The organism is Actinomadura sp. KC216, from assembly GCF_004348535.1.
Classification (GTDB): domain Bacteria; phylum Actinomycetota; class Actinomycetes; order Streptosporangiales; family Streptosporangiaceae; genus Spirillospora.
Genome location: NZ_SMJX01000207.1, coordinates 1 through 14845 on the forward strand (window position 1 = coordinate 1; position 14845 = coordinate 14845).

16 protein-coding genes are annotated in these 14845 nt (G+C 72.7%); 5 read left to right on the plus strand and 11 right to left on the minus strand.

Annotated features, from left to right (window positions below):
- Positions 1 to 1178 (plus strand): MFS transporter (locus E1264_RS28845; protein ID WP_132178600.1); only part of this gene is annotated, 1178 nt, incomplete at its 5' end.
- Between the two features lie 43 nt (positions 1179 to 1221).
- On the opposite strand, the gene E1264_RS28850 is transcribed toward E1264_RS28845, so the two are convergent.
- Together E1264_RS28850 and E1264_RS28855 are read right to left on the minus strand one after the other, a co-directional pair.
- On the minus strand, positions 1222 to 2565 hold the full coding sequence (locus E1264_RS28850; RefSeq protein ID WP_132178601.1) for a HAMP domain-containing sensor histidine kinase: 1344 nt from the start codon (positions 2563 to 2565) through the stop codon (positions 1222 to 1224).
- On the minus strand, positions 2562 to 3248 hold the full coding sequence (locus E1264_RS28855) for a response regulator transcription factor (protein ID WP_132178602.1): 687 nt from the start codon (positions 3246 to 3248) through the stop codon (positions 2562 to 2564). The genes E1264_RS28850 and E1264_RS28855 overlap by 4 nt, the downstream gene beginning before the upstream one ends.
- A 27-nt stretch (positions 3249 to 3275) precedes the next feature.
- Between E1264_RS28855 and E1264_RS28860 the strand changes: the two genes are divergently transcribed.
- Entirely contained in the window at positions 3276 to 3794 is a 519-nt protein-coding gene (locus E1264_RS28860) for a hypothetical protein (protein WP_132178603.1), read from the plus strand.
- A 16-nt stretch (positions 3795 to 3810) separates the two neighbouring features.
- Here E1264_RS28860 and E1264_RS28865 read toward each other — a convergent pair whose 3' ends face one another.
- Complete coding sequence (locus E1264_RS28865) at positions 3811 to 4455, minus strand: PaaI family thioesterase (RefSeq protein ID WP_132178604.1); 645 nt, start codon at positions 4453 to 4455, stop codon at positions 3811 to 3813.
- 170 nt (positions 4456 to 4625) lie between these two features.
- Positions 4626 to 5573, minus strand: coding sequence for a hypothetical protein (locus tag E1264_RS28870; protein WP_132178605.1), 948 nt, complete (start codon positions 5571 to 5573; stop codon positions 4626 to 4628).
- Positions 5574 to 5672: 99 nt separating this feature from the next.
- Between E1264_RS28870 and E1264_RS28875 the strand changes: the two genes are divergently transcribed.
- Positions 5673 to 6272, plus strand: a complete 600-nt coding sequence (locus E1264_RS28875) for a DUF4870 domain-containing protein (RefSeq protein ID WP_132178606.1) — start codon at positions 5673 to 5675, stop codon at positions 6270 to 6272.
- Positions 6273 to 6324: 52 nt separating this feature from the next.
- Here the strand turns inward: E1264_RS28875 and E1264_RS28880 are convergent, their stop codons facing one another.
- The 3 genes from E1264_RS28880 to E1264_RS28890 all read right to left on the minus strand — a co-directional run bounded on the left by E1264_RS28880 (position 6325) and on the right by E1264_RS28890 (position 8768).
- The gene (locus E1264_RS28880; protein WP_132178607.1) at positions 6325 to 7149 is read right to left on the minus strand and encodes a TIGR03619 family F420-dependent LLM class oxidoreductase; all 825 of its coding nucleotides are present in this window, start codon (positions 7147 to 7149) and stop codon (positions 6325 to 6327) included.
- Positions 7150 to 7224: 75 nt separating this feature from the next.
- Positions 7225 to 8052 (minus strand): protein phosphatase 2C domain-containing protein, encoded by an 828-nt coding sequence (locus E1264_RS28885; RefSeq protein WP_132178608.1) that lies wholly within the window; start codon positions 8050 to 8052, stop codon positions 7225 to 7227.
- A gap of 32 nt (positions 8053 to 8084) precedes the next feature.
- The gene (locus tag E1264_RS28890; protein ID WP_132178609.1) at positions 8085 to 8768 is read right to left on the minus strand and encodes a cyclase family protein; all 684 of its coding nucleotides are present in this window, start codon (positions 8766 to 8768) and stop codon (positions 8085 to 8087) included.
- Positions 8769 to 8811: 43 nt separating this feature from the next.
- Here E1264_RS28890 and E1264_RS28895 point away from each other — a divergent pair, with 43 nt between their 5' ends.
- Both E1264_RS28895 and E1264_RS28900 read left to right on the plus strand, forming a co-directional pair.
- Positions 8812 to 9594 (plus strand): HipA family kinase, encoded by a 783-nt coding sequence (locus tag E1264_RS28895; protein ID WP_165964432.1) that lies wholly within the window; start codon positions 8812 to 8814, stop codon positions 9592 to 9594.
- The gene (locus E1264_RS28900; RefSeq protein WP_132178610.1) at positions 9591 to 9992 is read left to right on the plus strand and encodes a DUF3037 domain-containing protein; all 402 of its coding nucleotides are present in this window, start codon (positions 9591 to 9593) and stop codon (positions 9990 to 9992) included. The genes E1264_RS28895 and E1264_RS28900 overlap by 4 nt, the downstream gene beginning before the upstream one ends.
- Positions 9993 to 10070: 78 nt before the next feature.
- On the opposite strand, the gene E1264_RS28905 is transcribed toward E1264_RS28900, so the two are convergent.
- The 4 genes from E1264_RS28905 to E1264_RS28920 all read right to left on the minus strand — a co-directional run.
- Complete coding sequence (locus tag E1264_RS28905; protein ID WP_132178611.1) at positions 10071 to 10979, minus strand: hypothetical protein; 909 nt, start codon at positions 10977 to 10979, stop codon at positions 10071 to 10073.
- A gap of 249 nt (positions 10980 to 11228) precedes the next feature.
- Positions 11229 to 12344, minus strand: a complete 1116-nt coding sequence (locus tag E1264_RS28910) for a helix-turn-helix transcriptional regulator (protein ID WP_132178612.1) — start codon at positions 12342 to 12344, stop codon at positions 11229 to 11231.
- Between the two features lie 90 nt (positions 12345 to 12434).
- Entirely contained in the window at positions 12435 to 13277 is an 843-nt protein-coding gene (locus tag E1264_RS28915) for a GNAT family N-acetyltransferase (protein WP_132178615.1), read from the minus strand.
- Between the two features lie 154 nt (positions 13278 to 13431).
- A partial coding sequence (locus E1264_RS28920; protein WP_132178613.1) for an alpha/beta hydrolase occupies positions 13432 to 14845 on the minus strand: 1414 nt, incomplete at its 5' end.

A 14845-nucleotide genomic window follows, 5' to 3' on the forward strand; every position in this document is an offset into this window, starting at 1 on the left:
CGTTCGGGCCGTGGGTGGAGTTCCGCCGCAAGCGGCCGGTGATGGTCGCGATGGATCTGGTGCGGTTCGGGGCGTTGATGAGCGTGCCCGTCGCGTACCTGTTCGGGTGGCTCAGTTTCGTGCAGTTGGTTGTGGTCTCGGTTGTGGTGGGTGCGGCGGGTATCGCGTTTCGGGCGGCTAGCGGCGCCTATTTGAAGGCGATCGTCCGGCCGGAGGATCTGGTCACCGCGAACGGGCGGTTCGAGGCCACCACCTGGACGGCGACCGTGGTCGGGCCGCCGCTCGGCGGGGCCGCGATCGGGATTCTGGGGCCGGTGGCGACCGTGGTGGCGGACGCGGCCAGCTACCTGCTGTCGGCGCTGGGGATCCGCGCCATCGGCGGGACGGAGCCGAAGCCGGAGCGGGTCGTGGGTGCCGGGCCGGGTGGTGGCGTGCTTGAGGGGTGGCGCTATGTTCTGGGCCATCCGACGCTGCGTCTGCTGTTCTTCAACACGGTGCTGGTGAATGCCCTGATCATGGCGTCGGCGCCGCTGCTCGTCGTGCTGATGGTCGGGGATCTCGGGTTCGCGCCGTGGCAGTACGGGCTGGCGTTCGCGGTGCCGTGCCTCGGAGGGCTCGTCGGGTCGCGCCTGGCCGGGCCGGTCGTCGCGCGGTTCGGGGAGCACAAGGTCATGCTGGTCAGCGGGGTGCTGCGGGTGTGCTGGCCGGTCGGGCTGGCCTTCATCGGTCCCGGTATCTGGGGGCTCGTGCTCGTCATGGTCGTGGAGGTGGGGCTGATCACCAGTGTGGGGGTGTTCAATCCGGTGTTCGCCGCCCACCGGCTCACGCGGTCCGCTACGGACAGGGTCGCCAGAGTTCTCGCTGCGTGGACGGTCACGGGCAACGCCGTCACGGCGGCCATGATGGCGCTGTGGGGGTTGCTGGCCGGTCTTACGAGTCCGCGGACGGCGATCGCCGTCGCGGGTGTGCTGTTGCTGGCCACCCCGCTCCTGCTCCCCTGGCGCGACCGCGGATCACATGATGCTGTACGAGCTGGGCGCGGTGGGGACGTAACCGCTCGCGGCGAACCCGAGGACTGCGATCAGGACGGCGACCGCGAGGCCCAGGACGGCGACGAGAGCGGCGGCGATGTAGCGGCGACGCTTCATGGCGGTGAAGGTAGGCCCGGGTCGGGGTAGCGGCGCGGGTGTTAAGGGGCATTTAAGGCCGAGCTAGGGCCGCTCACGTGCGGGAATGGCGGCGGCGGACCAGGCGGCGGGAGCGGCGGACGGGCGGGAGCCACTTGGTGCGGAACCACATCTGCACCTGCGCGCCGCCGAGGACGCTGCGGTGGATGCGCAGGTAGCCGCCGGTCGACTCGGCGGCGCGGCGCGCGATGTCCAGGCCCAGGCCGGTGGAGCCGCCGCTGCTGCTGCCCCTCTTCAGTGCGGCGTCGGGGTCGGTGATGCCGGGGCCGCCGTCCGCGACGAGGATGCCCGTGACGCCTTGGCCCTGGTGGAGCGTGACGACGAAGCCGGTCCCTTCGGACGTGTGCCGGAAGACGTTGCCGAGCAGCGCGTCCACGGCGGCGGCCAGCTCGGTGCCGGGGAGCGGGAGCGGGGCCGGGCCCTCCGCGCCGATCAGCTCGCAGGAGCGTCCCTCGTCCTCGGCGAGGACGGACCAGAACGCGACCCGGTCCTGCAGCACCTTGGCCGCGTCGCAGCTGCCGCGCCCGGTCGGCCGGCGGACGGTCCGGATGATCTGGTCGACCTCGCGCTCGATGCGGTCGACGGCCTCGCGGGTCTGCTCGACGACCGGGCCGTCGCCGAGCGACTCGACGTTGAGGCGGAGCGCGGCGAGCGGGGTGCGGAGCCGGTGCGACAGGTCGGCCGCCATCTCGCGCTCCGCCGACAGGAGCTGGACGACGTGGTCCGCCATCGCGTTGAACGCCAGCCCGGCCTCGACCAGCTCGGGCGGCCCGTCCGGCTCGATGCGGACCGACATCTCGCCGTCCCCGAACGCGCCCGCGGCCTCGGCGAGCCGGCGGGTGGAGCGGATCATGCGGTTGCCGAGCCGGTCGGCGACGGCGACGGACCCGGCGACGAGCGCGGCCGCGACGGTCGTCATGACGAGCCACGCCTTCCCCACGCCGCGGGACAGGTCGTCGTCGGGCAGGTAGACCTCGACGACGGCGGTGCGGCCCGCGTCCAGCGACACCGGCTGGAGTAGCGCGTAGCCGCCGTCCACGCTCGCGGTGTAGGAGCGCCCGCGGCGGCCCGCCTCGGCGAGCTGCTCGGGACGGGCGCCGCCGTCCGGGGAGGCGTTCCTCGGGACGATCCCGCCGTCCGGCATGTGCACGGTCATCCGCCCGGCGGCGCCCGCCTGGGTGCTGGCGACGGCGCGTTCGAGCGCGGCGGGGTCCTCGGTGACGACGAGGACGGGGCCGAGCGCGCTGGCCTGCCGCTCGGCGGTGGTGAGGGCGCGGTCCCTGGCGATCTCCCGGACGGTCAGCGCGAGCGGGATGAGGAACGCCAGCGCCACCATCGAGGTGACCGCCAGTGACACCAGGACCAGGGTGCGCCTCATGATCTCGGGTCGGGCTCGGCCAGCCGGACCCCGACGCCCCGCACGGTGTGCAGGTAGCGGGGGGCGGCGGCGGTCTCGCCCAGCTTGCGGCGCAGCCACGACAGGTGGACGTCGATGGTCTGGTCGTCGCCGTACGCCTGCCGCCACACCTCGGCGAGCAGCTCGCGGCGCGCCACGACCCGTCCGGGGCGGGCGGCGAGGTAGGCGAGGAGGTCGAACTCGCGGCGGGTCAGTTCGAGCGGCTCGCCGTCCAGCGCCGCCTCCCGCCGGTCCAGGTCGATGTGCAGGCCGCCGACCCTCAGCTCGGCGGCCGGCCCGGACCTCGCCGACCTGCGCAGGACGGCGGCGAGCCGGGCGCTGAGATGCTCGATCGAGAACGGCTTGATGAGGTAGTCGTCGGCGCCGGCGTTCAGCAGCCGGACGATCTCGGGCTCGTCGTCGCGGGCGGTCGCGATGATCACGGGCACGTCGGAGATGCCGCGGAGCATCTTCAGGACCTCCGCGCCGTCGAGGTCGGGGAGCCCGAGGTCGAGGACGACGACGTCGGGCGGCGACTGCGTCACCTCGCGCAGCGCGTCCATCGCCGTGCCGACGCTGCGCACGACGTGCGAACGCACGCTGAGCTCCCTGATCAAGGCGGTCCGGACATTCGGGTCGTCCTCGACCACCAGAACACTCGCCATGGCGGAACCGTATGCCACCATGTGCCCATGCGTCGCGCAATGTCGTATGTTGCGCCCTGGGCCGCGGTCACCGCGCTCGCGGTGACGTTCTCCTGGCTCGGGGTCCGCGACGTGGTGCGCGGCGCGGTGTCGGAGCGGTCGGCGCCGCCGCCGATCGCCGGCCCGATCATCCACTCCAGCCCGTCCGGCCCGCCCGGCCCGACGTCGATCGGCTCGCCGACGTCCCGGCCGGAGAGCCCGCCCGCCGGGAAGGACGAGGGCCCATCCCCGTCGCCGGAGCCGGAGCCGTCCGGGCGGGATGACGATCCCGCTCCGAAGCCCCCGGACAACGTGCGCAGCTACGCCACCCGCGGCGGGCGCGCCGCCATGTCGATCGAGAAGGACCGGGTGCGGCTGGTGTCGGCGACGCCCAACCCCGGCTACGAGACGCGCGTGACCCAGGCCGGGGGGTGGCTCCGCGTCGACTTCCTCAGCGACGACCGCACCTCGTCGGTCATCGCGTCCTGGTACGGGCAGGACCCGGCGGTCAAGGTGTACGAGTACTGAACGTCCTGAACGGCGGTCAGTACTGGGACGTGACGAAATGCCGCGGCATGACGAACATCGCGCTGGCCTCGACGGTGACGCGGCCGTCCGGCGCGGCGATCGTCCCGGCCGCGTAGACCTTCCGTCCCTCGACGCGGCTCGCCTTCGCCTCGACCTGCAGCGGGACGCCGAGCGGGGTGGGGCGCCGGTAGCGCAGCTCCAGGGTCGCGGTCATCCCGGGCGTCCCGGTGGCGGCCGCGGCCATGCCGAGGACCTGGTCGAGCACCATCGCCGAGACACCGCCGTGCGCGTACGACGGCGGACCCTCGTAGACGGCGCCGAGGGTGAACTCGCCGCGGACGATGCCGTCCGAGCCGACCTCCAGGTCGACGGGCGGGGCGATCGGGTTGAGATGCCCGGTGACGGGGTTGGCGACCTGCCGGTCGATCCGGCGCCCCTCCCCGAGGGTGGCCGTCCAGATGTCGCCGGACGCGGCGTACGGGGGCGCGTTCCTGCGCTTCGCCGTGAGGCGCGCGGTCAGCGCCGTGACCTCGTCGGCCACCGCGGCGGCCTCCTCGGCGCCCGCGCCCGTCAGGACGGCGGCGCCGGCCAGCTCGCGCACGCGTTCGGCGAGCCCGGCCAGTGCCGCGACGTCGTCCTCCCCCAGCAGGTCCCGTTCCACCGGCGCATTCCTCCTTGCGGGGACGTCCCCCACGTCTCCCGATCAACCGACCGCGAGTCTAGGAGGTGGGCCGGGATGGCCCGGACACCGGGGTCGAATCCACGCATTTCAGAAGCCGGACTTCGCAGGAGCCCGTCTCTTCGGAGGCCTGTCTCCTCGGGGCCGTCTTCTCAGGCGCCGGTCGGCGCCGGGCCGCTGGGGCGCAGGCTGCCGAGGACCTTCGTCAGCTCCGCCTTCGGCATGGCGTCCGGGACGCCCTGGTCCGACATCAGGACGAACGCCGTCGTCTTGCCGGGGCCGACGCCCGGCACCGCCACCACGTGGACGACCGCCGCCGGAGCATCGCACTTCCCCCGGGCCTTGATGACGACGTCGGCCCGCACATGGACGCCCTTGGCGCGTCCCACCTTCACGGTCTTCGGCGCGCTGAGCGTGACCACCGGCGCGGGAGCTCCCTCGACGTTGTAGGCATGCGTCGCCCACTTGTTCGCCGCGTGCTGCGCCACCTGCGACACGGTGCCGTCGACGTACTGGTTGAACCCCGCGCCGCCGCGGTTGTAGTCGGTGTCGCCGTCCTTGCACACGTCGTCGCGGTAGTGCGCCACGGAGCTCATCATGACCGGCCCCTTCTCGCCCTTGAGGGCCTCGAAGCCGCTGAGGGTCCCGGTCGGCAGGATCCGCCACGCCTTGGAGACGTCGTAGGTCAGCCCGTACTTGGCGCTGCTGACGGCCCGCCAGCCCTTCACCTTCGGCGGGACGGTGCTGACCGGTTCCGGCTCCGGCGAGGACGGCGGGGACGGTGCGGACGCGGCCACTCCGGCGCCATCGTCATCGTCGTCGCCGAGGCCGGATATCTGGAACGCGGCCATGGCCACGATGAACACGACGACGGCGACCATGAGGAGGTAGTACCGCCCGAGCCCGTTCCGTCCCGACCGCGCGTCGAAGCCGCCTGCGGCGGGGAACGCGGGAGGGGCGTCCTTGGACAGCGGCACGCCGGGCATCTGGGGCTGCCGATCGGCCTCGGGCGGGTCGCCCCAGTCCTGGCCCGGCAGCGGATACGGATTCCGCCATCCCTCGTCGTCGCCGATGCCGCCGGAGCCCTTGTCGCCCTTCATATCGGGTGACCGTAGTGCACCCGCGGCCGAGATCCCCGTTTAAATAGGTTCCTGCAGCAACTTCCCCGGTGCCCCTGCCCAAGAACGAAGGAACCCCCAGTGACGGACAAAGCGCCGCCGCCTCCCGACGATCTCCCGCCCGATCAGCCTCCGCCGTATCAGGGCGCGTACGGGCAGGCTCCGGGAGCACCGCCCTACGACCAGCCGCCGCCCGGCGCGCCGCCGTACGACCAGCCGCCGCCTGGCGGGGCGCCGCCCTACGACCAGCCGCCGCCGGGGGGCCAGTACGACCCTCGCTGGGGATACGGGCCTCCGGGCGTCCCGTACGCCATGCCGCAGCAGCCTCCGCAGGAGACGACCTGGGCGGTCTTCTCCTATGTCGGGATGGTGCTGATCGGCTTCCTCGCGCCGTTGATCATCTACTTCGTGAAGAAGAACATCGACCCGTTCGCCCGCTACCACGCGGCGCAGGCGCTGAACTACCAGATCACCATGCTGATCCACTTGCTCGCGGTGGCGGTGATCTGCGCGCCGCTCGCGATCGCGTTCGAGAACCCGGTGTTCCTGGTCATGCTCATCCCTCCGTACCTGGAAGTGGTCTTCGGGCAGTACGTGTTCATCATCCTGGGCGCGGTGAAGTCGGGTAAGGGCCAGTACTTCAGGTTCCCGACCTTCTTCTGCTTCCGGATGGTCCGGTGACCACGGCGATTCCGGTGACCGCGGCGACCCGCGTGACCCCGGCTCCCCGGCCCTACAGGTAGGCGCGGGCGTACTCGTCCAGCAGCGGCAGGACGGTGTCGCGCCCGGCGGACGGCAGGCGCAGCACGACCTCCTCGATCCCGAGCGTGGCGTAGTAGTCGAGCTTCTGCGGGGTGGGCTCCGTCCCGAACGGGATCACGGGCACCGTCGCCCGCCCCGCCCGCTCGCAGGCCCGGCGGAGGCCGGGCAGCGCCGCGCGGATGCCGGAGCCGCCGATGGGCAGCCATCCGTCGCCGTACTCGGCGATGTGCGCGAACAGCGTGGGGCCCGGCGCGCCGCCGAGCAGCACGGGCACCCGCCCGGACGGCTTCGGCCACGACCAGCACGCCCCGAAGTTCACGAACTCGCCCGTGAAGGACGCCTCGTCGTCCGTCCACAGGGCGCGCATGGCGAGGACGTGCTCGCGGACCATCGCGCGACGCCGCTTCCACGGCACGCCGTGGTCGGCGCCCTCTTCGGCGTTCCAGCCGTAGCCGATGCCGAGCGCGATCCGCCCGCGGGCGAGCCGGTCGAGCGTGGCGACGGCCTTGGCGGTGACGATCGGGTCGCGCTGCGCGGGCAGCAGGATGCCGGTGCCGAGCGTGATCCGCTCGGTGACGGCGGCGGCCGCGGCGAGGGCGACGAGCGGGTCGAGCGTCCGCGCGTACTCCGCGGGCAGGCTCTGGTCGCCGGTCGGCGGCGGCGTGGCGCGGGACACGGGGATGTGGGTGTGCTCGGGGACGTAGAGGGACGCGAACCCGCGCTCCTCGGCCGCCCTGGCCAGCTCGTGCGGCTCCATGGTCAGGTCGGTCGCGAACATCGTGATCCCGAGCCGCATCGCACGGCCTCCTCCCGTCGTCCCGCACGGCCCACCCTAGCGATGAACCAAGCAGATGCTAGGTAGGGGCCGGGACTAGAAGGAGCAGACGGCCACGGTCGCGTCGTCGTGCACCTTCCCGCGCGGCCACTTCTGGGCCGCGGGGTCGGTGCGCTCGATCTCCCGGGTCCGCTCGATCAGCGCGGCGGGGCCGGGGTCGACGGCGAGCGCGGCGAGCCCGGCCCAGTCGGTGGCGCCGAACCTGGCGGCGAGCCGGGTGGCGCCGTCCGTCATCAGGAGCACGCGGTGGAGATCGGCCACCGGCACGGTGCCCGTGATCGCGGCCTCGGCCACGGCCGGGTCGGCGGCGGCGTAGTGGCGGCCGCCCGTGATCTCCTGGACGCCGTGGCGGCCGTCCAGCAGGATCGTCGAGTCCGCCAGCACCAGGTAGTCGACCACGTCACCGCGCACACGCAGGGCCAGGACGGTCGCGGCCGGGGTCGTCGGCACGCGCAGGTCGCAGGTCGCTCGGTGGGAGGCGGCGACGTCCGCGATCGCTCCGGCGAGGCGCGCGACCAGCGGCCGCCGTCCCGGCGTGTGCGCGCCCTCGGGCGGGCCGACCGGCGGCCCGGCGGGCGGGCTGCCGGGCGGCCCGATGCCGTCCAGCATCCGCGCGAGCAGCCGCGTGCCGAGCGACCGCGCGTACCAGGCGGTCCCGTGGGCGCATCCGAGGTCGGTGCCGAGCGCCAGCCCGCACCCGTCGAGCACCACCACCGCCCCGGACGCCGCGGCGACGAAGTCCTCGTTCCCCCGCTCGGCGCTGCCCTGATCCGTCGCCCACGTCACCCGCACCGCGCCCCGCCCCTCCAGTCGCCCGGCCACCAGTATGGGGCGGACGGCGGCGGCGAGGAACGCCCGAGCCATGACCGCCGCGCCCGGACGGCTCAGACCGCGGCCTAGACGAGGACGGCGCGGTCGTCGACGCGGGCCACGGCGCGGACGGGGGCGCCGTCCGCGCCCGCCAGAGCGATCGGGAACAGCGACACCTCGATCGCGCAGCCCGCGTTCTGGGCGTCGAGGATGCGGTCGAGCCCGGTGAGGTTCTCGCCGATCACCGCACCGGCCCCGCACAGGACGCGATGGGCCGCCAGGGAGAAGTCCTCGGAGCCGGGCGGCGGCGTTCGGTCGACGCTCAAGGCGTCGATGGCGACCGTCCGGACACCGGCCGCGACGATCGCCTCCGCCGTCTCGGCGGACGGATACGGGTGCGCGAGGTAGTCGTCGCCGCCCCAGTGCGCCGACCAGCCCGTCGCGATGAGCAGGACGACGCCCGGGGCGAGGCCGCCGGGCAGCAGCTCCGGGCCGATGGGCGTGCGCGGCGGCAGGCCGCGGGCGTCCATCACCACGGCCGGGCCGGTGAAGCGGGTCAGGGGGAGCTCGTCCAGGCGTGGAAGGGAGTCGTCGATGTGGAAGGGGGCGTCCACATGCGTTCCGGACTGCGACCCCATGTGCAGGCGCAGGACGTTCACACCGGATCCGGCGACCGTCAGGGCCGGCACGGCCGCCACCTCCGGATCGCCCGGATACACCGGCATCCCGGTGGCGATCGGCACCGACAGATCGAGCAGTTCAACGCCCATGGTTTCGATTATCCCGAGCGCGTTCACCCGATAGCGTTGCGATGTGTTGCCACATGTGACAGCCATCCGCTACGTGACGCCGCTGCGCGAGGGCGGGTCGCTCCCGGGCGTCGTCGAGGCCGACGACCTCGGCACCTACGTCATGAAGTTCCACGGCGCCGGGCAGGGCCGCAAGGCGCTGATCGCCGAGGTGATCACCGGCGAGCTGGCCCGCCGGCTCGGCTTCCAGGTGCCCGACCAGGTGCTCATCGACCTCGACCCGGCGATCGGACGCCACGAGCCCGACCCCGACGTGCAGGATCTGCTGAAGGCGAGCCCCGGCTGGAACCTCGGCGTCGACTTCCTGCCCGGCTCGCTCGGCTTCGACCCGCTCGGCTGGCGCCCCGACCCCGACTTCGCGTCCCGCGTGCTGTGGTTCGACGCGTTCACCGGAAATGTGGACAGGAGCTGGCGGAACCCGAACATGCTGGTCTGGCACGGCGACGTGTGGCTGATCGACCACGGCGCGACGCTCATCTTCCACCACGCCTGGAAGAACGCGACCCGGCTGTTCTCCGGCCCGTACGACGTGGGCGACCACGTCCTCGCCCCGTACGCGACCCGTCTTGAGGCCGCCGAGGCCGACCTCGCCCCGCGGATCACCGAGAAGCTGCTGCGCGAGGTGACCGGCCTGGTGCCCGACCACTGGCTGGACGGCGAGCCCGGGTTCGCCGGCCCGCAGGCCCTGCGCGACGCCTACGTCGACATCCTGCTGCCCCGCGCCGCCAAGCCGCGCGACTGGCTGCCCGATCTGGACACCGCCGGCCGGGCGGGCGGTGCCCGATGAGCAACATCAGGACGGCGGCCGAGCCCGCGATCTTCGAGTACGCGACGCTGCGGATCGTCCCGCGCGTCGAACGCGGCGAGGCGATGAACGTCGGCGTGGTGGTGTACTGCCGCGCCCGCGACTACCTCGGCTGCCGCGCCCACCTGGACGAGCAGCGCCTGCTCGCCCTGGACCCGCTGCTGAACGTCGAGGGCGTCCGCGCGGCGCTCAGGGCCGTGGACGCGGTCTGCTGCGGCGGCGAGCGCGCGGGCCAGGCGGCCGATGAGCCGCCCGGTACCCGGTTCCGCTGGCTGACCGCCCCGCGCAGCACAATTGTGCAGCCGGGCCCCGTTCACGCGGGCCTGACCGAAAACCCTGAAGCCGAACTGGATCGGCTGTTGAACCTGCTTGTTAAATGACGCTGAACCGAATGCGCACCCGGCTGGCTCGAAAACGAGCCGGCCGGGTGGTGAACCCGGCCGGTATGCGAACTAGCGTCAATCCCACTCCCAGCGGATGCCGTGATAACCGGCGGCCATGCCGAACTCGATGAAATGGACGCTGTGGTAACTGGACAACCGCAGGTCAGCCGAATCCTTCAACGCGGTGTGGCCGTCCGGGCGCCAGGTGCGGTAGCAGCGGGCGGGGAGCGCGGACGGGTGGAACCTGATCTCGATCAGGTACTCGTGCTGCGGGGCGCGGAACCCGCGGCCCTCCTCGTTGGCCGGCGGGCTGGCCTCGTCGAACCCGAAGCCGTACTCCAGCAGGTAGGTCTCGCCGCGGCCGAGGGCCCGGTCGAACAGCAGCTCGGCGGCGATGAGGCCGCTGCCCTCGTCCATCCGGACGCGGCCGAACCGGCAGCCGCGGACCGTTCTGGACGTCGGTAGAACACCCTGTGGATGGTGGTAGACGGCGATCCAGCGGTCGACGCCCCGCTGCTGCGCCTGGAACACGGCCCGGACGCGCACCTCGTGCAGCTCGCGGCGCCGTCCGATGAGGTACTGGTCGTGCATGCTGAGCCCGGTGAGCTGCCGCTCGCCGCGGTCGCCGATCTCGTCGAGCAGATCGCGGACGCCGGGCTCGGGACACAGCTCCTCCACCGGCAGCCACGGCCCGGTGGCCCGCTCGGCGGTCGGCTTGAGCAGGGTCAACAGGGAATGGCGTGGCAGTTCGAGGATGACCTCGAGACCGCGGACGGCGCGCATCGAGTCGGCGCGCTCGGGCCGGGTCCGGCCACGTTGCCAGTAGCTCAGCGTGGACAGGCTGACCGCGATGCCCTGCTCGTCCAGGCGGCGGCGCAGCGAGTCGAGGCTGAGCCCGCGGGCCTGGATCGCCGCGTGCAGGGCGACATTGAACGGCCCGTACTGCAAGACCTGTAGTAGATCGTCTTCTGCGACACTCTGCACTGTTCGGCCTCCGGATCATCTCCGGCCGGCCCCCGCACAACGGCCTTGACAACTGCAATTGCAACTTCAGCGCTCACTGTAAGCCCCCCGTGGCGCCATGCCAACAGGCAACTTTTGACGTCGCTCCCCCGGCCTGGGCCCGGGGAGTACACCCGATGGAAACGCGGGGTTCATGGAGTGTAGCTCCGTATGGCCCCCCGGTCATGTATTTCGCGGACACGTTCACAGGGTCGAAGTCGGCACGCTGGATCAATGCCACTCCCATTCAATACCGACGATGCCGCGTCGAACGGCGCCGACCGCGATGTTCGCGCTGCCGGACGTGCCGATCCACAGTTCACCGAGCCGCTGGCGCGGCGACTGGGAGCTCTCGGCCGTGAACCCGTAGCAGCGCGCCGGGAGCCGCTCACCGTCGAACTGGATGATCGCGACGTAGTCGTGAACGGGATGGGAGAAGCGCCGGTCGTAGCTGTCGTAGGCGGGCTCGTCGATGGGCCCGAGCTCGTACTCGACGACCGCCGTGTCCCCGGCCGACAGAACGCGGTCGAAGACGAGCTCGAACGCCACCAGCCCGCCTTCGGCGCGGATGCGCCCGGGCCGGCAGTACCGCACCTCGGCGAGGCCGGCCGTCCCGGTGGCGGCGGGGCCGGAGTCGACACCGGCGGCGCCGTCCGGCTCGTGGTCGGCGACGTTGCCGCCGCCGTTCCCGGAGAGACCGGGGTTGCCGGAGTTCCCGGAGCCCCCCGGGTTTCCCGCGAGCCCGGTCAGCTCGCCGTTCCCCAGGACCTCCGGGCCGCCGGCGTTGCCCGCGGCGAAGCCGGTTCCGCCCGCGGCGACACCGCTGTTGCCGGGCTGCTGGACGACGCTCGTCTGGTGAACGCACACCACCCGGTCGATGTCGTCGCCCGCCGCCCGCAGGACGGTGCGCACCGACAGCGTCCAGGAGCGGCGGACCTCGTCCAGCCGGAACACGTCGTGGATGCTCAGCCGTTCGAGCCGGTGGTCTCCCGAGCGGTCCAGCTGCCCGATGAGGCTCGCGTACTGCTCGGGGTCGGGCCACAGGTCCCGGACCGGCCGGCCGCGCTCGCCGGGCCCCGGCGAACCGGCCGCCAGGCCGCCGCGGACGGGGGTCGCGGTGGGCGCGGGATCGTCCAGCAATTCGGTCAGCGTCCCTGGCGGGACCTGCAGGATCTCTTCCAGCGCGACGACGACGGTACGGGAGCGGGGACGGCTCCGGCCGCGCTGCCAGTAGCTCAGCGTGGCCACACTGACGGTGAGTCCGCGCCGCCCTAGACGGTGGCGGATTCGTTCCAAGGTGAGACCGCTGGCCTGGATGGCCTGCCGTAACGCCCCGGCGAATTCCACGGCCGGATGGTACCCGTCCTGGAAGCCCGATTCATAGATCGGGACATACCAGGCAGGCAATGACAAGTCGGTTGGCGGAGACGGACGGGTTCAAAACAGGATCGACATGAACGACCCGAGCTCGGTGAAACCGACCCTCCGGTACACGGCCCGCGCCCGCGTGTTGTAGTCGTTCACGTAGAGCGACACCGTCGGCGCGACGCTCTGCAGCGCCTCCCGCACGACGGCGGCCATCCCGGCGGACGCGCGGCCCTGCCCTCGCAGATCAGGCGGCACCCAGACGCCCTGCACCTGGCAGGCCCGGGGGGTGACGGCGCCGATCTCGGCCTTGAACACGACCCGCCCGTCCTCGATGCGGGCGAACGCGCGGCCGTCGCGGATCAGCTCGGCGACGCGGGCGCGGTAGAGCACCCCGCCGTCGCCGGAGTCGGGCGAGATGCCGACCTCTTCGGTGAACATTGCCACGCATGCGGGGTAGACGATGTCGAACTCCGCCATCCGAACTCGGCGGACGCGCGGGTCGGCCGGCACGGCCGGGACGGCGGACGTCGCCATCACCGGCTGCTCGGCGCGGACCGCCCGCGGCGGCCCCCAGTACGGCGCGAGGATCTCCCACAGCTCCCCGACCGGGTCGACGGGCCCGACGATCGAGGAGCAGCGGCGGCCCTGCGCCTGGGCCCGCTCAGCGAACGCGCGGACGGCCTCCGGGCCCGCCGCGACCGGGATGAGGTTGGCGCCGGAGTAGCACAGCGAGACGAGCCGCCCGTCCCGCAGGTAGCCCCACATCTGCGCGCCGAGGCGGCGCGGGTCGAGCCCCGCGGCGTGCACGCGGGAGCTGACGAAGACGTTGGACACCGGGTCGGCGTCCAGGATCGCGAGGGCCTCCGCCCGGTGCCGGTCGTCCAGCACGCGCACCGGGATCGAGCCCAGCATGCGCACGGCTACCGGCCCCCGCGCCGTTCGGCCCTCACCACTGAAAGAACCACGTGCACAAGCCTATGCCGTCCGAGGTCCGCGCACCTCCGCAGGCTCGGAGAACGCTTCGTCCCGAGCCCGCGGAGGCGGGCCGTTCAGCGGGGCGGGCGGTTCAGCGTGGCGGGGCGGCGTGCTCCGCGCGGCCCCGCTTCTTGGCCTTGGCGGGTTTGGGCGCGGGCCCGGCCGCGCACTCGGTGTCCGGCCCGGTCCGGCTCGCGGGCACCCGGCCGCTGCCGAGGTAGGCGACGACGGCCCGGTCGACGCACCGGTCACCGGACAGCGTGACGCCGTGGTTGTGGCCTCCGGCCTGCACGATCAGCCTGGACGTGGGGAACCTGCGGTGCGTCTCCAGCGCGCCGGGGTACGGGGTGGCGGCGTCCTCGCTGGCATGGACGAGCAGGATCGGCGGCAGCGACCCCGTGCCCTGCACACGCGGCGGCTCGCCGCCGGTCACCGGCCAGAAGGCGCACGGCGCGTTGTACCAGGTGTTGCTCCAGGTCTCGAAACGGTAGCCGTCGCGGTAGAGGCGCTCGGCGTCGGCGTGCCAGCGGCTCCAGTCGCGCGGCCAGGGCGTGTCGCGGCACTGGACGGCGTTGTAGACGGCGTAGTTGTTCTGGTCGAGCCGTCCCGGCGGCTGGAACGCCTTGCGCAGCGGGCGCGCGTCGCGCTTGACGGCGTACGCGGACAGTGCCTTCGCGTGCGCGGCCCAGCTGTAGTCGGCGTAGCCGTCGGCGAGGAAGATGTCGTCCAGCTCGGACGGACCGATCTTCCCGCCGAGGGGCTTGGCCTTGAGCCTCGCCCGCACCTTGGCGTACGCGGCGGACACCTGCCGCTCGGACTCCCCGAGCCTGTAGGTCTTGTGGTGGCGGGCGATCCAGGCGAAGTACGCGCGGATCCGCTTCTCGAACGCGACGTTCTGGTCGAGGTTGTTCTGGTACCAGACCCCGCTCGGCCGGACGACGCTGTCGAGGACCATGCGGCGGACCCGTCCGGGGAACATCGTCGCGTACACCGCGCCCAGGTAGGTGCCGTAGGAGTAGCCGACGTAGTTGAGCTTCTCCTGCCCGAGGGCCTTGCGGATCTCGTCCATGTCGCGGGCCCAGTTGGCCGTGCCCATGTGCGGGAGGACCTTCCGGTACTTCTTGGCGCAGTCGTCCGCGTACGCCTTGGCGCGCGCCATCCACGCGCGCTCCTCCCGCTCGTTCGCGGGGATGGTGTCGGGACGTGCGCGCCCCGGGTTCTGGTAGCTCGGGTCGCAGATCAGGGACGGCTTGCTCGCGCCGACGCCGCGCGCGTCGAACCCGATCCAGTCGTAGGACGCGGCGACCTTCTTCGGCAGCGCGCTCTTGAAGAGGGCCGGCATGTCGCGCCCGTGCGCGCCCGGCCCGCCCCTGTTCAGCAGCACCGCGCCCTGGGACTTGGACGCGGTGTGCCGCGCGCGGGTGAGCTCGAGCGTGATCTTCTCGCCGTGCGGGCGGGCGTAGTCGAGCGGCACGCGGAGGGACGCGCACTGCAGGCCCTTGAGG